General features: G+C 32.0%; 22 protein-coding genes and 2 rRNA genes. 10 read left to right on the top strand and 14 right to left on the bottom strand.

Going from position 1 to position 21,336, the window contains the following annotated elements; genetic code table 11:
* The first annotated feature begins 121 nt into the window (after positions 1 to 121).
* From CBR30_08530 to CBR30_08505, 6 genes are all read left to right on the top strand, one after another.
* Positions 122 to 817, top strand: a complete 696-nt coding sequence (locus CBR30_08530; GenBank protein PMQ00943.1) for an ECF transporter S component — start codon at positions 122 to 124, stop codon at positions 815 to 817.
* 2 nt (positions 818 to 819) lie between these two features.
* Positions 820 to 1,581: a pantothenate kinase gene (locus tag CBR30_08525; protein ID PMQ00942.1), complete on the top strand. Its 762-nt coding sequence runs from the start codon at positions 820 to 822 to the stop codon at positions 1,579 to 1,581.
* A 77-nt stretch (positions 1,582 to 1,658) separates the two neighbouring features.
* Positions 1,659 to 3,479: a hypothetical protein gene (locus tag CBR30_08520; GenBank protein PMQ00941.1), complete on the top strand. Its 1,821-nt coding sequence runs from the start codon at positions 1,659 to 1,661 to the stop codon at positions 3,477 to 3,479.
* 105 nt (positions 3,480 to 3,584) lie between these two features.
* Positions 3,585 to 5,315 (top strand): adenylate/guanylate cyclase domain-containing protein, encoded by a 1,731-nt coding sequence (locus CBR30_08515; GenBank protein ID PMQ00960.1) that lies wholly within the window; start codon positions 3,585 to 3,587, stop codon positions 5,313 to 5,315.
* Between the two features lies 1 nt (position 5,316).
* Entirely contained in the window at positions 5,317 to 6,657 is a 1,341-nt protein-coding gene (locus CBR30_08510) for a phosphohydrolase (GenBank protein PMQ00940.1), read from the top strand.
* Positions 6,624 to 7,376, top strand: coding sequence for a hypothetical protein (locus tag CBR30_08505; GenBank protein ID PMQ00939.1), 753 nt, complete (start codon positions 6,624 to 6,626; stop codon positions 7,374 to 7,376). The genes CBR30_08510 and CBR30_08505 overlap by 34 nt, the downstream gene beginning before the upstream one ends.
* Here CBR30_08505 and CBR30_08500 read toward each other — a convergent pair.
* From CBR30_08500 to CBR30_08450, 11 genes are read right to left on the bottom strand one after another with little or no spacing between them, the layout of a single operon-like run.
* Positions 7,359 to 8,141 (bottom strand): hydrolase, encoded by a 783-nt coding sequence (locus tag CBR30_08500; protein ID PMQ00959.1) that lies wholly within the window; start codon positions 8,139 to 8,141, stop codon positions 7,359 to 7,361. The two genes, CBR30_08505 and CBR30_08500, sit on opposite strands and share 18 nt — an antisense overlap.
* Positions 8,137 to 8,856, bottom strand: a complete 720-nt coding sequence (locus CBR30_08495; GenBank protein PMQ00938.1) for a biotin--[acetyl-CoA-carboxylase] ligase — start codon at positions 8,854 to 8,856, stop codon at positions 8,137 to 8,139. Before CBR30_08495 ends, CBR30_08500 begins: the two co-directional genes overlap by 5 nt.
* Positions 8,853 to 10,424: a cytidylate kinase gene (locus tag CBR30_08490; GenBank protein PMQ00937.1), complete on the bottom strand. Its 1,572-nt coding sequence runs from the start codon at positions 10,422 to 10,424 to the stop codon at positions 8,853 to 8,855. Before CBR30_08490 ends, CBR30_08495 begins: the two co-directional genes overlap by 4 nt.
* Entirely contained in the window at positions 10,421 to 11,284 is an 864-nt protein-coding gene (gene truB, locus CBR30_08485; GenBank protein ID PMQ00936.1) for a tRNA pseudouridine(55) synthase TruB, read from the bottom strand. The genes CBR30_08490 and truB overlap by 4 nt, the downstream gene beginning before the upstream one ends.
* Positions 11,259 to 12,248, bottom strand: coding sequence for a hypothetical protein (locus CBR30_08480; protein ID PMQ00935.1), 990 nt, complete (start codon positions 12,246 to 12,248; stop codon positions 11,259 to 11,261). Before CBR30_08480 ends, truB begins: the two co-directional genes overlap by 26 nt.
* Complete coding sequence (locus tag CBR30_08475) at positions 12,235 to 12,588, bottom strand: ribosome-binding factor A (protein ID PMQ00934.1); 354 nt, start codon at positions 12,586 to 12,588, stop codon at positions 12,235 to 12,237. Before CBR30_08475 ends, CBR30_08480 begins: the two co-directional genes overlap by 14 nt.
* A gap of 20 nt (positions 12,589 to 12,608) precedes the next feature.
* Entirely contained in the window at positions 12,609 to 12,890 is a 282-nt protein-coding gene (locus CBR30_08470) for a hypothetical protein (protein PMQ00933.1), read from the bottom strand.
* A 3-nt stretch (positions 12,891 to 12,893) separates the two neighbouring features.
* The gene (locus tag CBR30_08465; protein PMQ00932.1) at positions 12,894 to 14,864 is read right to left on the bottom strand and encodes a translation initiation factor IF-2; all 1,971 of its coding nucleotides are present in this window, start codon (positions 14,862 to 14,864) and stop codon (positions 12,894 to 12,896) included.
* Positions 14,845 to 15,150 (bottom strand): nucleic acid-binding protein, encoded by a 306-nt coding sequence (locus tag CBR30_08460; protein PMQ00958.1) that lies wholly within the window; start codon positions 15,148 to 15,150, stop codon positions 14,845 to 14,847. The genes CBR30_08465 and CBR30_08460 overlap by 20 nt, the downstream gene beginning before the upstream one ends.
* Complete coding sequence (locus tag CBR30_08455) at positions 15,143 to 16,222, bottom strand: transcription termination/antitermination protein NusA (protein ID PMQ00931.1); 1,080 nt, start codon at positions 16,220 to 16,222, stop codon at positions 15,143 to 15,145. The genes CBR30_08460 and CBR30_08455 overlap by 8 nt, the downstream gene beginning before the upstream one ends.
* Positions 16,223 to 16,234: 12 nt before the next feature.
* Entirely contained in the window at positions 16,235 to 16,711 is a 477-nt protein-coding gene (locus tag CBR30_08450; GenBank protein ID PMQ00930.1) for a ribosome maturation factor RimP, read from the bottom strand.
* Positions 16,712 to 16,942: 231 nt separating this feature from the next.
* On the opposite strand from CBR30_08450, the gene CBR30_08445 reads away from it, so the two are divergent.
* The 4 genes from CBR30_08445 to CBR30_08430 are packed head-to-tail and all read left to right on the top strand — an operon-like array spanning position 16,943 to position 20,247.
* Positions 16,943 to 17,158 (top strand): hypothetical protein, encoded by a 216-nt coding sequence (locus tag CBR30_08445; protein ID PMQ00929.1) that lies wholly within the window; start codon positions 16,943 to 16,945, stop codon positions 17,156 to 17,158.
* A gap of 6 nt (positions 17,159 to 17,164) precedes the next feature.
* Positions 17,165 to 18,547 carry a hypothetical protein gene (locus CBR30_08440; GenBank protein PMQ00928.1) on the top strand — a complete coding sequence of 461 codons (1,383 nt, stop codon included), beginning with the start codon at positions 17,165 to 17,167 and terminating at the stop codon, positions 18,545 to 18,547.
* Positions 18,531 to 19,658, top strand: coding sequence for a hypothetical protein (locus tag CBR30_08435; GenBank protein PMQ00927.1), 1,128 nt, complete (start codon positions 18,531 to 18,533; stop codon positions 19,656 to 19,658). Before CBR30_08440 ends, CBR30_08435 begins: the two co-directional genes overlap by 17 nt.
* A 31-nt stretch (positions 19,659 to 19,689) precedes the next feature.
* The gene (locus CBR30_08430; protein PMQ00926.1) at positions 19,690 to 20,247 is read left to right on the top strand and encodes a 5-formyltetrahydrofolate cyclo-ligase; all 558 of its coding nucleotides are present in this window, start codon (positions 19,690 to 19,692) and stop codon (positions 20,245 to 20,247) included.
* Between the two features lie 114 nt (positions 20,248 to 20,361).
* On the opposite strand, the gene CBR30_08425 is transcribed toward CBR30_08430, so the two are convergent.
* The 3 genes from CBR30_08425 to CBR30_08415 all read right to left on the bottom strand — a co-directional run.
* Positions 20,362 to 20,856: a thiol:disulfide interchange protein gene (locus CBR30_08425; GenBank protein ID PMQ00957.1), complete on the bottom strand. Its 495-nt coding sequence runs from the start codon at positions 20,854 to 20,856 to the stop codon at positions 20,362 to 20,364.
* A 114-nt stretch (positions 20,857 to 20,970) separates the two neighbouring features.
* Positions 20,971 to 21,087 (bottom strand): 5S ribosomal RNA (gene rrf / locus CBR30_08420).
* 58 nt (positions 21,088 to 21,145) lie between these two features.
* Positions 21,146 to 21,336, bottom strand: a 23S ribosomal RNA gene (locus CBR30_08415); the annotation flags it as partial.

Here is a 21,336-nt window from a genome sequence, read left to right as displayed (position 1 = left end):
ATAATATAACCTAAATTATGTGGCTTGCATATGGAATACCATAGCAAGACCACATAAATAAACTCAAAATTAAAAAAAATACAGCATCTCCTTTTAGGAGAGCTGGAAAGGAGGTTTTAAAATGTTAAATTTAAAAGATCCTAAAGTTTTAACTCTTGCTGGTGCTATCTCTGGAATTACTCTTCTTCTCGGATTCACCCAATGGGGATTTGTTCCTCTTCCAACTCCTGCTGGAGCTGCCACTATTATGCACCTTCCTACTATTATTGGTGGAATTGTGCTTGGTCCTTTATTTGGAGGATTAGTTGGTCTAATATTCGGTTTAATAACTGTTTTGTACTTTAGTCATATTGCTCCCTTTTGGGTGTTAATTCCTGCTCGTCCCTTTATTGGTATTGTATCTGGTTTGGTTTATTTAGGACTTTATGACATCTTAGGCAAAAGTGAAAAAAGGAAAGTTTATAGCTCTTTTGTTTTATCTCTAATAATTTTTCTATTTCTATTTTGGTTAGGCAATAAGTACCTTAGCCAATTTATATACATATGGCTTATTGTAGACTATTTAATATCAGTCTTATGCTTTCAAGTCCTTAAAGATAAAAATCCAGAAATAGTTTCTATATCTATTGCTTCCTTTTTAGGAAGTTGGACAAATACAGTAGGCACCTTAGGACTTGCAGTTTTGTTTGGAGTTTTTAATTTTGAAACTGCTCTTTCTGTTGCAATTCTTCATGGAGTTCCCGAATCAATTTTGGCAGTTATTGTATGTACCCCCACAAGTATAGCCATTAGGAGATTCCTAAGAAGGGAGGTTTAATTTTGATTCTTACCATAGATATTGGAAATTCAAACATAGATATCGCCTTCTTTAAAGATGGAGAAATCTCAAAGCATTTTGAGTTTGCTACTATAAAAGAATCCACAAACTATGAATATGCTCTAAAATTAGAATGGACTTTAAAAAAATGTGATATAGAGTTATCAGAGATTGAAGGGGTTGCAATTGCTTCCGTTGTTCCTTCTCTTACTCCTGTTTTTGAGGAGGCGATTAATTTTCTATTTAATTTTAAACCATTCATTGTGGAGCCTGGCATAAAAACAGGAATTTACATTGACACAGAGAACCCTAAAGAAGTAGGTGCAGATTTAATATGCAATGTCGTTGCCATTGATGAGGAATATGGAAGCTGTGGAATTGCAGTAGACTTTGGAACTGCAACTACTTTTTCCGTAATTAACAACAAAAAATTTTTAGGAGTAGCTATTGCTCCAGGAGTTGGTACATCCGCCTATGCCCTTTTTGAAAAGACTGCAAAATTGCCTCAAGTTGAGATATCAAGTCCTACATCTTCTTTTGGTAAAAATACGATCTCCGCAATGCAGGCTGGAATTGTATTTGGTTTTGCTGGACTTGTAGATGGAATTCTAAAAAGACAAATTAAAGAACTAAAAACTACCCCAAGAATTATAGCCACTGGTGGATGGGCAAAAAGAATAGTTCCATACACTAAATATATAAAAGAGATAGATCCTTATTTAACCCTAAAAGGATTGTATCATCTATTTAAAAGAAATATGTGACGAAGATCACTTAATTTACTTAAAAAACTGTTATAATATAACCAGAATTAAAATAAATTTAAAGAGGTGAGTTAAAAATGAAACGCTTCTTCTTGTTAATTTTCCTTCTTCTCTTCCTATTCAGCATTTCTTTTGCAGAAACCCAAGATAAAAGATACGCAGTTATAACAATGATAAAAGGAAATGTATATGTGAAAAGAGCAGGAAGTGAGGTTTTCCAAAAAGCTAAACTAAACATGCCATTATATCCTGGTGACAGAATATGGGTTCAAGAAAATTCTTCTGCAACGATAACTTTCTCTGATAAATCAACATTAAAACTAACAGCAAACACACAACTTGATATTATTCAATTAGATAAAACAGATGAAAAAGAAACATCAATCTTCAAGCTCTGGATAGGAAAAGTTTGGGCAACAGTAGAAAAATTACTAAAATCAGGTGATAGAGTAGAGATTCAGACACCAACAGCAGTTGCAGGAGTTAGAGGAACAGAGTTTGTGATTGGAGTAAACGAGGATGGAAGTACTTTCCTAAACACATTTGCAGGAGTTGTATATTTAGCTGTTGGTGGAATAGAGAAATTTATAAACGAAGGCTTTAAGGTAGATATTAAACCAGATGGTACATTAGGAGAAATCCAACCCTTTAATGTGCAAGAATATAGAAAAGATATAGAAAAAGAGATTGAGGGAGTAAAAGGATACATTGAGGAAAGGACTAAAGCAGAAGAAATTCCACCTGAGAAAATGAAGGAGATACAACCTGAAGTTAAAAGCAATATTGTTAAGTATGAAGGTGGTTATGGAACTGAATTCAGGGATAATGAACTATTTATGAAATTTGCATTTACACCCGAGATAAATCTTCAAGTTATAAAATTAGGGTTAGAAGTCGCTCTATTAACAAATGGAAAGGGAGTTACCCTTTGCGACTTAGGTTTTAGATATGGAGAATTGAATCTTCCCTCTTTTGGACTTAGATATGGAACAATAGATAATTTCAATTTAGGTTATGGCTTAATTGCAAATAGATACTCTACAAACGAATTACATGCTTTTCTGATACGTATAGGACAACAGCAAAAATTTGGAGCTAATCTACTTCTTCCCTCCCCCTACAGATTAAGACTAACTTATGATCTCTCAAAAGGGCTTGAGTATGAATACTCTGAAAATCCATTAAGTACCTACGGATTAAGGCTCTTTTATAGACCATTAAGTAAATTTGAAGTAGGAATAAATGCAATGGGTGACTTTGATGCTACATATACAAAACAGCAATTAATAGTTGGTGCAGATGCCGGATATTTCCTATCAAAAGATATTGTTTTATATGCATCTCTTGCCCAAAGAATTATTCATAATGGAGAAAACCTTACAAATACTGATGTAGCATCAGAAAACGGAATAATTTTAGGATTACAAGCCCGATTCTTAGGATTTATTAATGGAGAAGTACAGTTAAGAAGTATATCCGATAATTTTACTTTTGGATACTTTGATGCCTTCTATGAAAAAAATAAGCAAACAAATAATTTACCTTCTATTACACCTGCATCTACAAGAATAAATGGAATCTTAGCAGGCGTAAACTCTAAAATAATGAATATTGCAGAATTAATAATTTTGTATGAATCATTACAAGATAGACTTCCATCTCTTCATGGCGAGCTTGCTGTAAGACTAAGTCCTCGAATAAATGGCGTCTTAGTTTATGAGCAAAAAGATATACCTATTGGACCCTTTAGTTTTATAACAGAAAATACAAAACTTTTTGGTCAAGTCCAATATCCCATTGCTTCAAACATTGACGTAATTATCAAAATCCTAAGAACCTTTGATAAAGATGGTAACCCAATAGACTACTACTCCGTAGATACTAAGTTATACTTTTAAAATATAGTGAAGCTTTTTACTAATGCTTTACAAAAAGGAACTTTAGTAGAGGTAAGGGTAAAGGTTATAATAGTAATTGTAACCTTTATCCTTACCCTTCTCCTCATGCAAATTCCTTGGTTTAGGACTTTAGAATTAAAAACTATTGATTGGAGATTTGAAATACGCGGAGAGCTTCCAGTTAATGAACCTATAGTTATCATTGCAATTGATGATAACTCCATTGAGGAATTTGGAAATTGGCCTTGGTCAAGAAGATACCATATTCAACTAATTAAAAAATTAAGGGATTATAAAGCAAAAGTTATTGCTTTTGATGTGTATTTTGATACCGAAGAAGATAAGAGAATAGACTCAGATTTTTCTAAAATATTAGGGGAAGATACTATTTTAGCAAGCTTTTATGTAAGTTTTAATGATCCAAGATTTGGCACAATTAAAAGACTTATTGAACCCTTAAGTATATTTTCATCGAAAACAAAGGTTGGCTTAGTTAACCCTATCTATGATGAAGACGGCTTTATAAGAAGATTTGGACTAACATCTAAAATATTTGATAAAGAATATGTTTCTTTTCCTACTTTGATAGTTTCTACCTATCTTTCATTAAATCCTTTAGAATACATAAAAACTGCCAAAATACCAAAAGATTCAAGTAATTTGGTCTATATAAACTATAAAGGTGGATTATATAAATTTCCAACTTTTTCCTACTCTGACGTATTAAAAGAGAATATACCCAAGGAAATATTCAAAGATAAAATTGTATTAATTGGAGCAACTACAGAGGCACTTCATGATACCCATTTCACTCCCTTTTATCACTATATAAGAAAGGGCTCTACTTTGAGACTAAGTAAAATGCCAGGAGTAGAAATCCATGCAAATAGTATTGCTACTTTACTGAACAAAAAATTTCTATGTCCTTTAAACGAGGGAATACCTTTATACTTAATCACATTGATTTTCATAGCAATTCCAATTATTCCCTTTAAAAAAGTCTTTTCAGGATACATTAATCTAATTCTAATACTTGCATTAATAATTGTTTATATTATTCTTTGCAATCAAGCTTTTATTAATTGGGGATGGATTTTACCTATAATAGCTCCAATATTTTCCATAATCTTTTCCTACATATTTTCACTTGTATATAATTTTCTAAAAGAACAAAGAGAAAAAAGAGAACTAAAGAGTGTTTTTCAAAGATTTGTACCATCATCGGTCGTTGATATAATCCTTTCAAATCCTGGACAAGAGCTATTGCAAACAAAAAGGCAATGGATAAGTGTTATGTTTGCAGATATTAGAAACTTTACCTACTATTCAGATATCCTCACACCGGAAGAGATTACAAAGATACTGAATGAATATTTTACAGTAGCAACGGAGATCATATTTAAATATGAAGGAACAGTTGATAAGTTCTTAGGAGATGCCATAATGGCTCTATTTGGAGCTCCAATCTTCTACTCAAATGCTCCCATTAGAGCTATTAATACAGCCATCGAAATACAGGAAGCATTAAATAAATTAAGAGAGGGATGGAAAGAAAAAGGATATCCTCCATTTGAGGTTGGAATGGGTATAACAACAGGTGAAGCAGTTGCAGGAACAATCGGATCTACCCAAAGAATGGAGTATACTGCTATCGGAGCTGTGGTTAATCTTGCAGAAAGGTTGGAAAGTATTGCAAAAGGGGGAGAAATTTTAGTATGCGAAGAAACTTTTAATTTTGCAAAGGATTATTTCAATTTCGAGGATTTAGGCTTTATAAAAGTAAAAGGGAAAGAAGAACCTGTTCATGTCTATAAAGTAATAGGAAAGAAGGAATAAAATGGAAAGATTAAAAAGATTGTTAGATTTACTCTTGGGAAAAAATTTAATAGATTCTTATGGATTATCTGTAAAAAACCATAAAGATGAGATTTTAAACTCATTTGGAACAGAATCGGGTGATAAATTGGAGTTAAATTTAGAAAAAACAAAAATAACTATTCACTTAAATTTAAAGGACCAAATATTATTTGATGTAATTGGTCTTTTCTTAAGAGAAATAACTCTTTTAGAAAATAATGTTCATAGTTTAGAAGAAAAGATAAATGAACTTAAGATTCTTCAGGAAATAAGTAATAAATTAAATTCTACCTTACAACTTCATCAGCTTCTTAGCCTAATTATGCAACTTTCAAAAGAGACTCTTAATGCTGAAGCAAGCTCATTAATGCTTCTCGATAAAGATTCAAATTCTTTAATATTTGAGGTTGCTTTAGGAGAAAAAGGAGATATTATTAAGCAGTATAAAATACCTTTAGGGGAAGGTATTGCAGGCTGGGTAGCATTAACAGGAGAACCAATCATTGTGAATGATGTTAGAAAAGATCCCAGATTTGCCCATAGATATGATTCCTTAACCTCCTTTCAAACAAGATCAATATTGTGCGTTCCATTAAAGACAAAGGAGGAAATAATTGGGGTTATAGAGGTGTTAAATAAAATAGGTATGGAGGGATTTGATGAGGAAGATCTTAATTTACTTTATTCTATAGCCAATCAAGCAGCAATCGCCATTGAAAATGCAAAACTTTATAAAGATTTGAAAGAACTATTTTTTGATGTTGTTGAAACCTTGGCCTCTGCAATAGATGCAAAGGACCCTTACACTCATGGACATTCCAGGAGGGTTTCTCAATATTCAGAGCTAATAGCAAAGGAAATGGGTCTTAATAGTAATTTAGTGGAAAAGATTAAACTTTCTGCATTGTTACATGATATAGGCAAAATTGGTATAAGTGAGAATATACTCTTAAAAAAGTCCGAACTATCTCAATCAGAAAGAGAAGAAATTAAAAAACATCCCAGCTTAGGAAAGAAAATATTAGAACCCTTATCCTCATTAGAGGACATTTTACCGGGGATAGAAGAACACCACGAAAGGTATGATGGAAAGGGATATCCAAAGGGCTTAAAAGGTGAAGAAATTTCAATTTTAGGTCGTATAATAGCGATTGCAGATGCTTTAGATGCCATGACTTCTGACAGACCTTATAGAAAAGCCTTATCTATGGAAGATGCTATTCAAGAAATTGAAAATCAAAAAGGAAAACAATTTGATCCTGAAATAGTTCCTTATCTAATATCCTTATGGAAGAAGGGATTGTTATGTTCTGGTTCCTAAGACTTTTACTTGCTCACCTCTTAGCAGATTTTCCCCTTCAAACAAACACAATTTTTAGATTGAAAAAAAGATCTTTTTGGGGAGTCTTTTTACATGTAAGTATATTCTTTATTCTTTCCATAATCTTTTCTGTTCCCTACTTGAAATATATATATTCTTGGATATATCTACTACTTCTTTCAATTTTTCACATATACATTGACTGGACCAGAGTAAAAGTATCTAATAAATTTAAAGAACAAGATAACTTGCTATACTTTTTATTTGATCAATTAGAACACTTACTTTCTCTTATGGCTATCTTCTTATTGCCAGGGAGCAAAGAAGTAATTTATTGGGAAAATCCTTATTTAGGCAAATATTGGAAAAACTTTTATAACAGCAATTATCTAATACTAATTTCTATAGGTTTTATAATCGTAGTATTTGCAGGAACTATTATTAATTATTATGTGAGGAAACACTTTAACTCATCAGAAAGTTTTACAAATAATGGTATTCCAATAAAAGAAAAATATTTGGAAGCTTTATTTAAAGGTGTAATCTTTATACTATTTTGGCTAAACATAAACATCTCAATACCAATTTTTGTATTCTTCATTAAAATTTTGTGTGATTTGTATTACCTTAAGCTTACTAAAAAAATCTTTCTCATAAATAATACAATAGATATATTTCTTTTGATGACCGTATTAATTTTTTTAAAGACTATTCTCTAATAGATTTAGAAGTTCAGTTAGGTTATTAAAAACAAGATCTGGCTTAATCTTGCTCTTCACCAAATCTTCATTTGTAGAAACTCCAGTCAATACCAAAAAAGAAATAGACTTAATCCTTTTAGCCAAAAGAACATCAGTATCAATTCTATCTCCAACTATTGCCACCTCAGAAGGCAAAAGATCAAGCATTGACAAAGCTATTTTACCTATATAAGATGATGGCTTACCAATTACAATAGGTCTTCTCTGAGAAGCAGAACTTACTGCAGATACTATAGATCCTGCACCAGGCTCTATAGAATTTTCTTGAGGAAAAGTTTTATCAGGATTTGTAGCTATAAATCTTGCCCCTTTTCTTATTAAATAATTTGCTTTTTTTAATTTCTCAAAAGTAAAATTTCTATCTAACCCTACAACCACTGCATCCACATCATTATCATCAATCTCCCATCCCACACTTAAAATAGCCTCTTTCAACGCATTTTCGCCTATAACATAAGCTTTTCCCTTTTGTTTCCAATTTTTCAAGTAGAGAGCAGTTGCAACTCCAGAAGTTAAAATCTCTTTTTCTTCTGCAAATATATCCATATTCCTCAGTTTTTTAACATACTCTGATGGGAGTTGGGTTGAATTATTAGTTAAAAATAACACTTTATAAGACCTTTTATGAAGAAAATCAATAAATTCTTTAGAAGACGGTAAAGGCTGATTTCCTCTATAAATACAGCCATCCAAATCTATTAAAAAGCCCTTTATACTTTTAATGTCTAACACTTATTTCACCCCATTCGTATTTTTTAATCTCCCCCTCTTCCTCCACAATTAAAGCACCCTCTCTCGAAACTTTAAGTATTTTTACAAATTTAGAGTCTGCTTCTTGCCTTATCAAAGCAATTTTCCCAACATAAGGAAATTTTTCTAAATAGTATTGATAAATTAAATCCCAATTATATGGATAATTTTCATAATTTAAGAGCATCTTTTCCCATATTGCTTTTAATATTAAAAACTTATCTTTTTCAATGAGATAAGGAAGTAGTGATGTAGCATTTAAATTTCTATCCTTAAAAAAATCCAAAGGAACAAATAAATTAATTCCAACCCCACATATAACATATTCAAGCTTATCTCCATTCCAAGAACTTTCTAAGAGAATACCTCCAACCTTTTTACCATCTAATTCAATATCATTTGGCCACTTAACATTGATTCTTTTAGTTAAAAATAATTCCAAACCCTGAATAACACTAACACAAAAAACAATGGGAAGAAACTTTATCTCTTCCTTTCTCAGTTTCGGATAAAATATTACTGAAAACCAAAGTCCCCCCTCTGGTGATTCCCAATAATTTCCCTTCCTTCCCCTTCCCTTTCTCTGAACATCCGCCAATACTATGGTTCCTTCCTCTTCCCCTTTCTTTGCCAATTCATGGGCTATATCCATTGTAGAATCAAGCTCTTTATAAGAATAAATCCTCATAACACCTTTAAATACAACGATATGATTTCCAAAACTACATCTTTTGGAGATAAATATGAGGTATCAATAATAAATGCATCATCTGGAATCTTTAAAGGAGCAACTGCTCTGGTACTATCTTTTAAATCCCTTTCTTTAATTGACTCTAATATTTTTTTGTAATCTTCATTAAGTTCTGTCGCTCTTCTTTTTGCCCTAACTTCTAAATTCGCAGTAAGATATATTTTAAGATTTGCATTAGGAAAAACATAAGTTCCACTATCTCTGCCCTCAATAACCAGTCCCTTATTTTCTTTATAAAATTCTCTCTGCATGTTAGTTAATATATCCCTTACATCTTTTATGGTACCAACAATAGATGCCCCTCTTCCAATCTCATCACTTCTTATAATCTTAGAGATATCCTTATCTTTATAGAAAACTTTAAATTCCTCTCCATCCCAAAAAAACTTAAAAGGACTCTTCCCCAAATAAGAAATCAAATCCTCATTACTATTAAGATTTTCTTTAATTTTCATATAGGCTACAGCTCTATACAAAGCACCACTATCTAAATAATCATAATCTAATGTTTTTGCTAAAAGTTTTGCAACAGTTGTTTTTCCAGATCCTGCAGGACCATCAATTGTTATAATCCCCTTAACCTTCTCAGAATAACTTCTAACATAGTCCACATCTTTTGCTATTTGCTCCTTAAGTTCATCCAAATTTTTAAACTTTCTCTCCTCTCTTATAAATTCTTGGAAAATAACCTCAATTTCTTTATCAACTAAATCATCCCCTTGATAATCTAAAATATGAGCCTCAATAATCCTACCCTTAGGATTATTGAAAGTAGGTTTATTCCCTATATATACGGCAGTTTTATAGAATTTTTCATTTACCATTACTTTTCCTCTATATATGCCATTAGAGGGGATAATCTTATTTGGAACCTCTATGTTTGCAGTAGGAAAGCCAATACTTCTTCCTATCTTGTCCCCTTCAATAACCTTGCTTCTTATAAAATAATAATAGCCAAGCTTCTCTTTTGCCTCATCAACTTTACCCTTTTCTAATAAACCTCTAATACTACTGCTTGATAAAGTATCATTATTCTTTAGAAGAGGAAATATCCTGACTTTAAACCCAAAAAGGTCTCCTAATTCTTTAAGAGTATTAACATCTCCTTGTTTATCTTTTCCAAATCTAAAATTCTCCCCAACACAAATACACTTTATATCAATATTATCCAATAATTCTCTGATAAACTCCTTGGGCTTTAGCTTTATAATATCCTGAGAAAACTTTAATATCATTAAATAATCAATTCCTAAAAAGGACAGAAATTTCTTTTTTTCCTCAAGAGTAAGCAGTGTACTTTGGGTCTTTTTAAGAAGTCTAAGAAATTCGTTATCAAAACTTATAACTGCACTATACAAATTATTTTCAAAAGAGTGTTTCCTTAGCTCTCTTAAGATATACTGATGTCCTTTATGAATTCCATCAAAAAATCCGATAGTAATTGTAAAGCCATTTCTATCATCTAAACTGTTGAGTTTTACCTTTTCTAAATATTTCTCAATCATAAGAACACCTTTTTAGGTTTTATCAATTTCCCATCATATTGGGCAATAGCTATTAATTCATCTTTTTGATTAACTAAAGCAATTGTTCCCTCAACAATAGAATTATCAAATGTTTTAATGGGATTTCCATTTTTTATTCTTGGCTCCAATTCATAAGGAATAACAAAGGTTGGCAAATTTAATAATTTTATTGCTGGTATTAGCCTATCTTTCCATTCTTTTCTCAGATTTTTAAAAAGAATAGCATCATTTATAGAAAAATTACCTATTTTAGTTCTTAAAAGAAAAGATGTCATGGCAAAGACATTTAGTCTACTTCCTAACTCCCCAACTAAACTTCTTATATAAGTTCCAGAAGAAACAGTAAATTCAACTAAAGCCTTTGGAAATTTTTCCTTTGTGAAATATAATAACTTACTTGAATAAACAGTAATCTTTTTAGGAGATAATTCAAATTTTTCTCCTTTTCTTGCCAATTCATATGCCCTTTTCCCTTTTACTTTAACAGCTGAGAATTCTGGTGGAACTTGCTCCATTTCTCCTTTTAAATATTCTAACTCTCTTTCTACATCATTTACATTTATATCTACAGGTTGATAATAAAAACTTTTTGAATCTCTATCAAAACTATCACTTTTTATTCCAAAAATTATCTCTGTAATATAAGTTTTATCTAATCTAATTATAAATTCTTCTAACCTAACTGCCTTATCCAAACCAATGATTACAAGACCACAAGCTCTTGGATCTAAAGTCCCCATATGCCCAACTTTATTGATTCCTGTAATTTCTTTAACTCTTTCAACAATATAGTAAGTAGATATTCCAGGTGGTTTATTTACTAATAAGAAATGATTCATTTCTCTTAATATATTCTTTTAACTCTTGTATAATCTCTTTAGAAACATCTTCTGGTTTTCCTAATTTTTCAAATCCTGCAGCCTCTTTATGCCCTCCCCCACCATGACTTTTAGCAATAGAACCTACATCTATACTCTGCGATTTTGACCTAAGACTAACTTTTGTAGTTTGAGATGAAATAGGATAAAATAAAACTGCTATTTTACTTTCTCTCAATGTTCTTATAACATCAATAATACCCTCAATATCTTCAATTTTTGCATTATTCTCAATCATATCTTCCTGGGAAATAAAACTATAAGCTATTCCGTCCTCGCTTCTTAACCTGACTAATGCTGTGCCAAGAAGTTTAAGAGAGGATAAACTTTTCTTTTCATAGACTTCTTTAGAAATATAGGAGATGTTTGCACCCTTTTCCATTAACTTTATAGCTGTTTTTAAAGAATTTATAGTTGTATTGCTAAATCTAAAACTTCCTGTATCTGTAATAAGACCTGTTAAAAAACATTCAGCGGTCTTTTCTGATATATTCTTGTCAAACTTTAAAATTAAATTTGTTAATATTTCAGTTACAGAAGAGGCGGAAGGGTCAACTAAGTTAATATTTCCAAAATAAGTATTGGTTGGATGATGATCAATATTAATTATTAAAGGAATTTTTTCTATAAAGCCATTATTCTCACCAATTCTTTCCACATCACCACAATCCAAAAAAACTGCAACATTATAACTTTTATTGCAATCAAAGGTGCTTAAATTCTCAACAGCCAAAAATTGATAAAAGTAAGGAATGCCCCCTGGAATATAAAGATCGACCTTTTTATTCCTTTCCAGTAAAAAATAATATAATCCTAAGATGGAGCCAACAGCATCTCCATCAGGATTTTTATGAGTAACTAACAAAAAATTGTCTTCACTATTCAAAACTTCCCAAATTCTCTTAACAGTTTTATTCTTCCTCATCCAGTCCTAATTCCTTCATTATTCTAAGTACTCTATCTCCTCTTTCTAAGGAGTCATCTAATTCAAATATTATTTCTGGTATAAATCTCAACCTAAGGTCTTTTCCAATTTCGCTCTTAATAAACCCCTTTGCACTCTCCAAACCTTTAAGAGTATTCTTCTTTACATCCTCATTGCCAAATACACTAACAAAAACATGAGCATACCTCAAATCCTTACTTAATTTGATCTCTGTAATAGACAAAAAGGAAGATATCCTTGGGTCTTTTACTCTTTTCAAAAGTATCTCGCTAATTTCAATCCTAAGTAGTTCACTTAGCCTTTCTTGTCTCTGTTTCAATGTAATCATCTCCTTCTTAATCAAAATATATCTATTTCATAGTCTACTATGTAGCTGTCTTTTTCTTTTTCCACTAAGCTTATAACTTCTGAAAATACTTTATATATATGGTTAGAATCTGTAGACACACAACTTATTCCCAAGACTAATTGATTCAAAATATCCTGTGACTCTATTTCAGCAATAGAAACATTAAACCTACTTCTAACTTTTTCAGTTATGCTCTGTTTTACTCTTCTTTTCTCTTTTAGAGAAAAACTTTCTGGAATTGACAATATTATTCTACAAACACCAACAACCATAAACTATTGATTCTGCAAAACGTAAACTTCTAATTGGTCTCCTGGCTTGATATCTCCGAAATTCTCCAATCCTACTCCACATTCAAAATTAGTCAAAACCTCAGTTACATCTTCTTTAAAGCGCTTCAAAGATGCAATTTTACCATCATAGATTATCACACCATCTCTTAACAAACGTACTCTGGCATTCCTCTGAATTTTACCCTCTCTAACAAATACACCAGCTACAGTACCAACTCTTGGAATATTGAATGTAGCTTTAACTTCAGCTCTTCCTATTATTACTTCCTTAACTTCGGGAGCCTTCAATCCTTTAATTATATTATTCAAGTCATCTATAATCTCATATATCACTCTATAAGTTTTTACTTGGACTTTTTCTCTGGAAAGAGCACTATTTGCTTTACTATCAGGTCTAACATTAAAACCTATAATCATAGCTTTTGATGCAGATGCAAGCATAACATCACTTTCAGTTATACTTCCTACTGCTGAATGAATAATTTTTAATGTAACGTCCTCACTATCCATCTTACTTATGGTTTGAAGAATAGCCTCCAATGAGCCTTGCGTATCTGCCTTTATAATAATTGGAAGAATTTTTTCTCCCTCTCCAACCAATTCAAAAGTTGATACCTCTTTTTGCTTTTTCCTTTCCTCCAAAATTTCATCTGCTTCCTTTTCACTTGAAACTACTTGGAAGATATCCCCTGCTTGTGGTAAGTCCTCAAAACCTGAAACCTCTACTGGCTGAGAAGGTCCTGCCTCCTTTAATGGATTGTTTTTATCATCAAACATACTCCTAACCTTACCCTTTACATCGCCTGCAACAAAATACTGCCCAATTTTCAAAGTACCTTCTTGTACTATAACTGTTGCAACTGGACCTCTCCCTTTATCTATTCTTGTTTCGATAATAACTCCTTTAGGAGTTGCTGATGGATCCGCTCTTAATTCTTGTATTTCTGCAACAAGGAGAATCATTTCTAATAAATCATCAATTCCCTGTCTTCTTTTTGCTGATATAGGCACCATTACAGTATCTCCGCCCCACTCTTCTGGAATTAACCCATACTCTGATAATTGCTGTTTAACTCTCTCAACATTGGCTTCTGGTTTGTCAATTTTATTTATAGCAACAATAATTGGTACATCAGCAGCTTTTGCATGATTTATAGCCTCTACAGTTTGAGGCATAACTCCATCATCCGCAGCAACAACTAAAACAGCAATATCAGTAACTTGAGCCCCTCGTGCTCTCAAAGCAGTGAATGCTTCGTGTCCAGGGGTATCTAAAAATACTATTTTTTTCCCTTTGTATTCTACCACCGATGCTCCAATATGCTGGGTAATTCCACCATACTCTCTCTCCGCCACATTTGTCTTTCTTATAGCATCTAAGAGTGTAGTTTTACCATGGTCCACATGTCCCATTACAACCACAACAGGTGGTCTTGGCTTTAATCTCTTTTCTTCTTCTGGAGTAAGTCCTTTCTTCTTTACTAATTCAATCTTTTTTACTTCTTCAACTTTATAACCAAATTTCTCACAAACTTTCTTAACCACATCAGGTTCCAATAATTGATTCACATTGGCCATTATTTTCATTTCCATAAGTTTTAAAATCAAATTCGTAGGAGAAATATTCATCAATTCTGCAAGTTCTCTTACTGTAATAGAACCATGAATTTTTATAACCTTCTCCTTTTTTGTATCCTCTTTCTTTTCTTCCTTCTGAACTGCCTTAACTTCAATTTCTTTTTCTACTTTCTCTTCTACAACAACCTGAGATGTGGGGGGAGAAGAATTTTTAGATTCCTTCTCCTTTAATAAGTCCTTTATAACTTCCTCAGTCTCAGCATCTATATTACTTAAAGGTGATTTAAAGGAAAACCCCAAATCAGTAAGCATCTTCATTAGTTCTTTACTTTCTATTCCTAACTCCTTACTTAGCTCATAAATTCTTTTTTTCATCTTTCTCCCCCCGTCTTAATATTTCTTTTTGTAGTTCTTTTTTTAAAATTTCAATATCTTCAGAACTTACAGTACATTTTAAAGCATAGGACAATTTACTCTTATTCAATGCCTTATTTAAACAATCCAAACTAACACATATATAAGCCCCTCTTCCAGAAGCCTTTCCCGTAGTATCAATAATTATCTTATCATCCTGCCTAACTATTCTTATCAATTCCCTTTTAGGCTTTTTTTCTCCACATCCTATACATGTTCTAATAGGTATATGACCTTTCTTACTCATTTTTAACAACTGCTTTATCCTCTACTTTACCTTCCTGTTTTGTATCCTCAGTTCTTATATCAATTTTCCAAGAAGTAAGACGAACAGCGAGCCTTACATTTTGACCATCCTTCCCTATTGCCAAAGACAATTGATCAGGTGGAACAATTACTACAGCCTTTCTCTCATCTTCGTGAAGTTCTACCCTTATTGGTTTTGCAGGTGCAAGACTTCTTGCAATATACTCCGCAGGATCACTACTCCATAAAATTAAATCAATTTTCTCTCCATTAAGTTCATTTATTACATTTTGTATTCTCTGCCCTCTAAATCCTATACAGGCACCTATAGGATCAACTTCAGGTAAGTTAGAGCGTACAGCAACTTTTGCTCTTACTCCAGGATCCCTTACTACATTCATTATCTCTACAATTCCATCCTTTATCTCTGGAACCTCAAGCTCCAACAATCTTTTCAAATAATTTGGATGGCTACGGGAAAGAATAATCAATGGCTCTTTTGTGGTCTTCTGTACTTCAAGAAGATATGCTCTTATTCTTCTCCCTATCAAATATTGTTCACCTGGTATTTGTTCCTTATAAGGAAGAATAGCTTCTATGTCGGGTAGCTTTACATAAACTGTTCCCCTCTCAATTCTTAAAATAGAACCTCCAATTATTTCTCCCTCTTTTGCTTTATACTTTTCATAAAGCACTCTTCTTTCTGCCTCTTTTAAGCTTTGAATTATAACCTGTTTTGCCACTTGAACAGCTATTCTTCCAAACTCTTGTGGTTCTACTTCTATCTCTATTTCATCACCCTGTTGGGAATTTTCGTTAATATTTTTGCTATCTGCAAGGGATATTTCTGCCATAGGATCTTTAACTTGATCTACAACTTTTTTAGTGACATAAATCTTTATTTCTTGGTTTTCAAGATCGATCTCTACTCTTGCTCCCTTACTAGTCCCATAGGTCTTCTTAAAAGCAGATAAAAGAGCTCTCCTAAGAGCCTCTAATATTGTCTCCCTATTAATCTTTTTCTCTTTAATAATTTGCTCTAAAACAACCCAGAAATCTTCACCTAATTTCATATTATTCCCTCCTCAGAATTCAACTATAATTTTTGCATGATGAATCTTCTGCAAAGGAATGTCTACAATTTTTCCCTTCACCTCAAAAATTACTATATCATTGTAAACATTTACTATTCTGCCCTCAAAAATTCTTTTTCCCTCGTATTCCTCATTCTCTCTTAAAATAACCTTTACTTTTTCCCCAACATTTCTTTTGAAATCGTTAATTTTAACTAAAGGTCTATCTAATCCAGGCGAAGAAACTTCTAAGATATAAGAATGAGGAATTGGATCATAATAATCCAATTCCTTACTAACCTTCTCACTTACGTAAGCACAATCCTCTACAGAAACTCCTCCCTCTTTAAAAATAAATATTCTTAATACCCATCCATATTTTTCTCTTTGATACTCAATATCTACCAGCTCTATTCCTTCTCTTTGAAGAATAGGCTCTACAATCGTCTTTATTTTATTAATAATCTCCATTTTAATTTGATCTTTCATTTTTAAAAAGAAAAAGTGGGGTTTTTCCCACTTTAAACTGTTCTACTATTTTTACATAATAACACTATTTATACTACATAAATCTGTTTTAAGTATACAAAAAAATATTAAAAATAGCAATAGAAATTTATAAAAAGTGTGACGTAGATCACTTGATTTAATTAATTTTACATTATAAAGTGATTTATGGAAGAGCTCCTCTTCCTAAAAACTAAAGTGGGGAGGTAAAAAATGAAAAAGATCCGATGGTTCCCAATAGTATTGATCCTACTTCTTTTAATGGGTGGATGTGTTCCAAAACCTCAAAACAATTCCCCAAATATCCCTCAAGATCCATTCCCACCAAATGAAGCCCCAGGAGTAACTATTAACCCTGTTTTAAGCTGGTCTTGCAGTGATCCTGATGGGGATGCATTAGTATACGATATATATTTCGGTACAAATTAAAACTCTTTGCCAAAAATTAAAGAAAATCATAATAATAATAGCTATCAAATTTTTGATCTAAACTACAATACTACTTATTATTGGAAAATCGTTGCAAAAGATGTAAAAGGAGGAGTAACAAATGGTCCTATTTGGAGTTTTACAACTAACCAATCCGGAGATATTGCAAAGGCAAAAGCTTTGATTTCTGATCTAAGAAATATTGTTTTAACTATTCATGATTATAAAGGAATAGGAGTTCCAGGAATTGTTGATACACCATTCCAGAGATTTTCAGAAGAGATAGAAGAAAAGATAGTGCCAGATCTCAGTGAGACCATGCAAAGAGTTGGATTTATAATCAACTGTATAAGCCAAACAACAGGATCAGGAACTTTCAATTTTACATATACTGAAATGAACTATAATTTAACAATTACTCAAGTTGAAAATCAATCATGCACCTTTGAGGGATATATTTCAAATGAAAAAATCGATGAAGGAAGCATCATAGTTCAATTCAATAACAATAATCAACTAACATCTGGAAATATAAATGCAACGATGAAAACCAAAGATGGAAATTTAGTAGTAGGCGGTAACTTTAACGCTACTTATTTTTCTGACTCTAACCCTCTTAAAACCCTTTCCATTAAAGGAAATATAACATCCTCCTACTTAAACATTGATTTTAACCAGACTGGACTATATGTTGAGTTTGGAGAATTTTATGATACACCAAAGGATAGATATCTTCCTTACTTAGTAAAACTCCAAATTGGGGGTAAAATTACAACAACTACTATCCAAGCAGAAGGTAATTTGATAGGAGATGGGAAACTTGTGAATTTACCAAACAATGCTACAAATAATCCTCCAACAAATATATCTTTTACAGGCACATTTAGAGAAATGAAAGATGGATCTCCAACTGGAGCATACTTTACAGGAACAATCTCAGCTCAAAACTTAAATCCAGATGATTATAATCCACATATACCAGATGGACCTGATAACTATTCTAAATGGCAAGCAAGCTTTAATGGACACATAGAGGCTCCAAAAAGGCCAAAGATTGATGCGAATTTAAGCATACTACACGATGAGTATCAACTATACAAGATTCAAGCGGGATATGAAAGAACAAATCCTGATGGTAGCAAGGTTTGGCTAAAAACTTATCAAGAAGCCCAAAGCTATTATAATGAAGGAATTGAGATAATGGAGGTATATATGAAAAACCAGGATAATTTGACATTATATTTCAAAGTAGATGGGAATGAAACAGGTGACAATACATTCACTGGGTGTATAAAGAATAATATAGGAGCAAATTTAGCGGATCTTTATCTACAATCAGGAATTCCCATGGTTAGATACAGTGACGGATATATTGAGTCCATATTCTAATAATAAAATAAAAAGATGGAGAGGCAAAAACTCTCCCTCTTTACCTATTAAATATTTTATATTTCTCTTAATTTTACCATTATTATTAATTCAATTTACATTAGGGTATAATCTACTTGATAATAACTTATCAGTTTATTTTAATGCATATAGTAATTTTTTAGACTTGGAAAACTCCTTCCCATATTCCCTAAATATTTTAGACACATCGATATTTAACAAAACTTTCTACTTTCTTTTTACCAATGGGAAGTTAGAGTTTCCAGCAAAGAATTGGAAACTTACAGGCTTTTACTACTCAGAATATACTTTTGAAATAAATGATTCTACTTTAAACCTTCTTAAAAAAATTATTAACAAAAATTCTATATCCGTAGGAGAAAGTTACAACATTTTAGCTAACTTAGAAGGATATTCTGTTTTTGGTGGAATGTTATCAAAGAAGATTAATTTAGAAAGACTTGATATACTCTTAAATTTCAAAGTTTTATATGGGATTGATTTACAAAAAGGAAAACTCAGTGGTATCTTTTCAAGATTAGATGAAGAAAGCTATCAATTTAATCTAAACTTAGAATATTCATACAACAAAAATTTATTATATAAAAGAAATGATCTTATACCAGGAAGAGGCTTTGGTTTAAGTTTTGATTTAGATATTTTTCTTAAATTAAATCCAAGGTTACTTATAACTATATCTCTAATAGACTTATATGGAATTATTTTTTGGAAAGATGTACCTTTCACAGAAGCTACTGCAAATTCAAATAGAGAATACTATGACGAATATGGTAATATTGTATTTCAACCTCTTATAAGTGGATATGAGGGATATAGAGATTTTAAGATGAGCATACCTCAGAAGGCAATTTTTTCACTAAGTTACTTAAACTATCCATTTCTTATAAATTTAAGCTTTAGAATTATAAAGTCCTTTTATTTATACGAGTTAGAAATAGTTTTTCTATTATCCAAAGATAATTTCCCTCTAATATTAAAACATCCAAATAATATATCCTGGAGGGATTATATTGACAGTATTAGATTTGTTATTTTTGGTGATCAAAATAATTCTCTCAATTTTCTTCTTAGCTTATCTCAAAAATTATAAACAATTATTTTTCATGTTATAATCTAATACTATGACGATGAACAAAATAGAACTTAGGAAACAATTAATAAAAAAAAGAGACTCCATAGAAAATAGGGAATTGAAATCTCATGAGATATTTAACAACCTTCAATCCCTAAATATATGGAAGACTGCAAAAATTATTCATACTTATGTATCATTCAAAAGTGAAGTAGACACTCGTTTTATCATATATCATGCTCTATTAGAAGGTAAAAAAGTTCTTTGTCCTATAGTAAAAGATGATCTTTTGTTGGTAGGTGAGATTAAAAGCTTTAATGATTTAAAAACAGGTAAATATGGGATAATGGAGCCTGAGGTTAGCATAGATATAAATTTGGAAGAAATTGATTTAATTATTGTACCTGGTATAGCCTTTGATCTTGAAGGTTATAGAATCGGTTATGGAAAAGGATATTACGATAGATTTTTAAATAATCTAAAAAAGCCAATAAAAGTAGGATTAACTTATGATGATCTAATTTTAGAGAAAATTCCCCATGATCTTCATGATATCAGAGTTGATTATGTGATTAGCGAAAAAAGAATTATCAAAACTAATTACTAATGCCTATACAAGAAAGACATAATAACGTTGCATTTCTAAAAATTATAAAAAAATCACCTTTAACTAAGCCAAGATATAAAAAAATAATTCCCAAAAAAATCAAAAAGTATTTTATTATTTTAACCATTTTTTCAAATCACTGACAAACTTTTTCTCGTCTATCATTCCTATATAAATTTCCCTAATTATTAGTTCTTTGTCTATTAGAAAAGATGTAGGAATAGCATAGATACTGTATTTATAGCCTGCCTCACCTTTTTTGTCAAAAAGAACCGTAAATTCAACAGGGTTCTCATTCAAAAAGGCTTTCACTTTATTAATATCATTATCTAAACTAACCGCAATAATTTTAAATCCAGATTTTTTATAGTTTTTGTAAATTTTAGAGAGTATTGGAATTTCCGCTCTACAAGGAGGGCACCAAGTAGCCCAAAAATTGAGTAAAATTACACTACCTTTATATTGCTTTAAAGAATGAGTTTTTCCATTTAAATCTGGAAGACTGAAGTTTATAGCTATTGTACCTATTTTTATTTCGTTGTTATCCGCATGTGCAAATTGAAAACATAAAAAGGGGCTAATGACAATATAATTAGTATGAATAATAATATTTTTTTCATAAACACCTCCATTTAAAACCTCCAGGCGAGGTAGGGGGTGATGGGTGAGGGGGGAAGGGGACCTCGCCTGGAAGTACTTATAAGTCCATTTTAAGAGGAGGTTCTCTGGCGATGACCTACTCTCCCACCCCGTTGCCAGGGCAGTACCATCGGCGCTGGAGGGCTTAGCTTCCGTGTTCGGAATGGGAACGGGCGTTTCCCCTCCGCTCTAATCACCAGTAACCTCCTCCCTCCTTTCCTCTATATCTCTAATTAGACCTACCATAATAACCAGCCAGGCACCAAAGCCTCGGCATATTAGTACCGGTCGGCTTAACGCATTGCTGCGCTTCCACCTCCGGCCTATCTACCTCCTCTTCTCGGAGGTGCCTTACCGGGTTTTCCCCGTGGGAGACCTTATCTCGGAGTGGGCTTCGCGCTTAGATGCTTTCAGCGCTTATCCCGTACGGACTTGGCTACCCAGCTCCTG

This window comes from Dictyoglomus sp. NZ13-RE01 (assembly GCA_002878375.1).
GTDB lineage: Bacteria > Dictyoglomota > Dictyoglomia > Dictyoglomales > Dictyoglomaceae > NZ13-RE01.
This window is presented reverse-complemented; position numbering and strand designations above follow the sequence as displayed.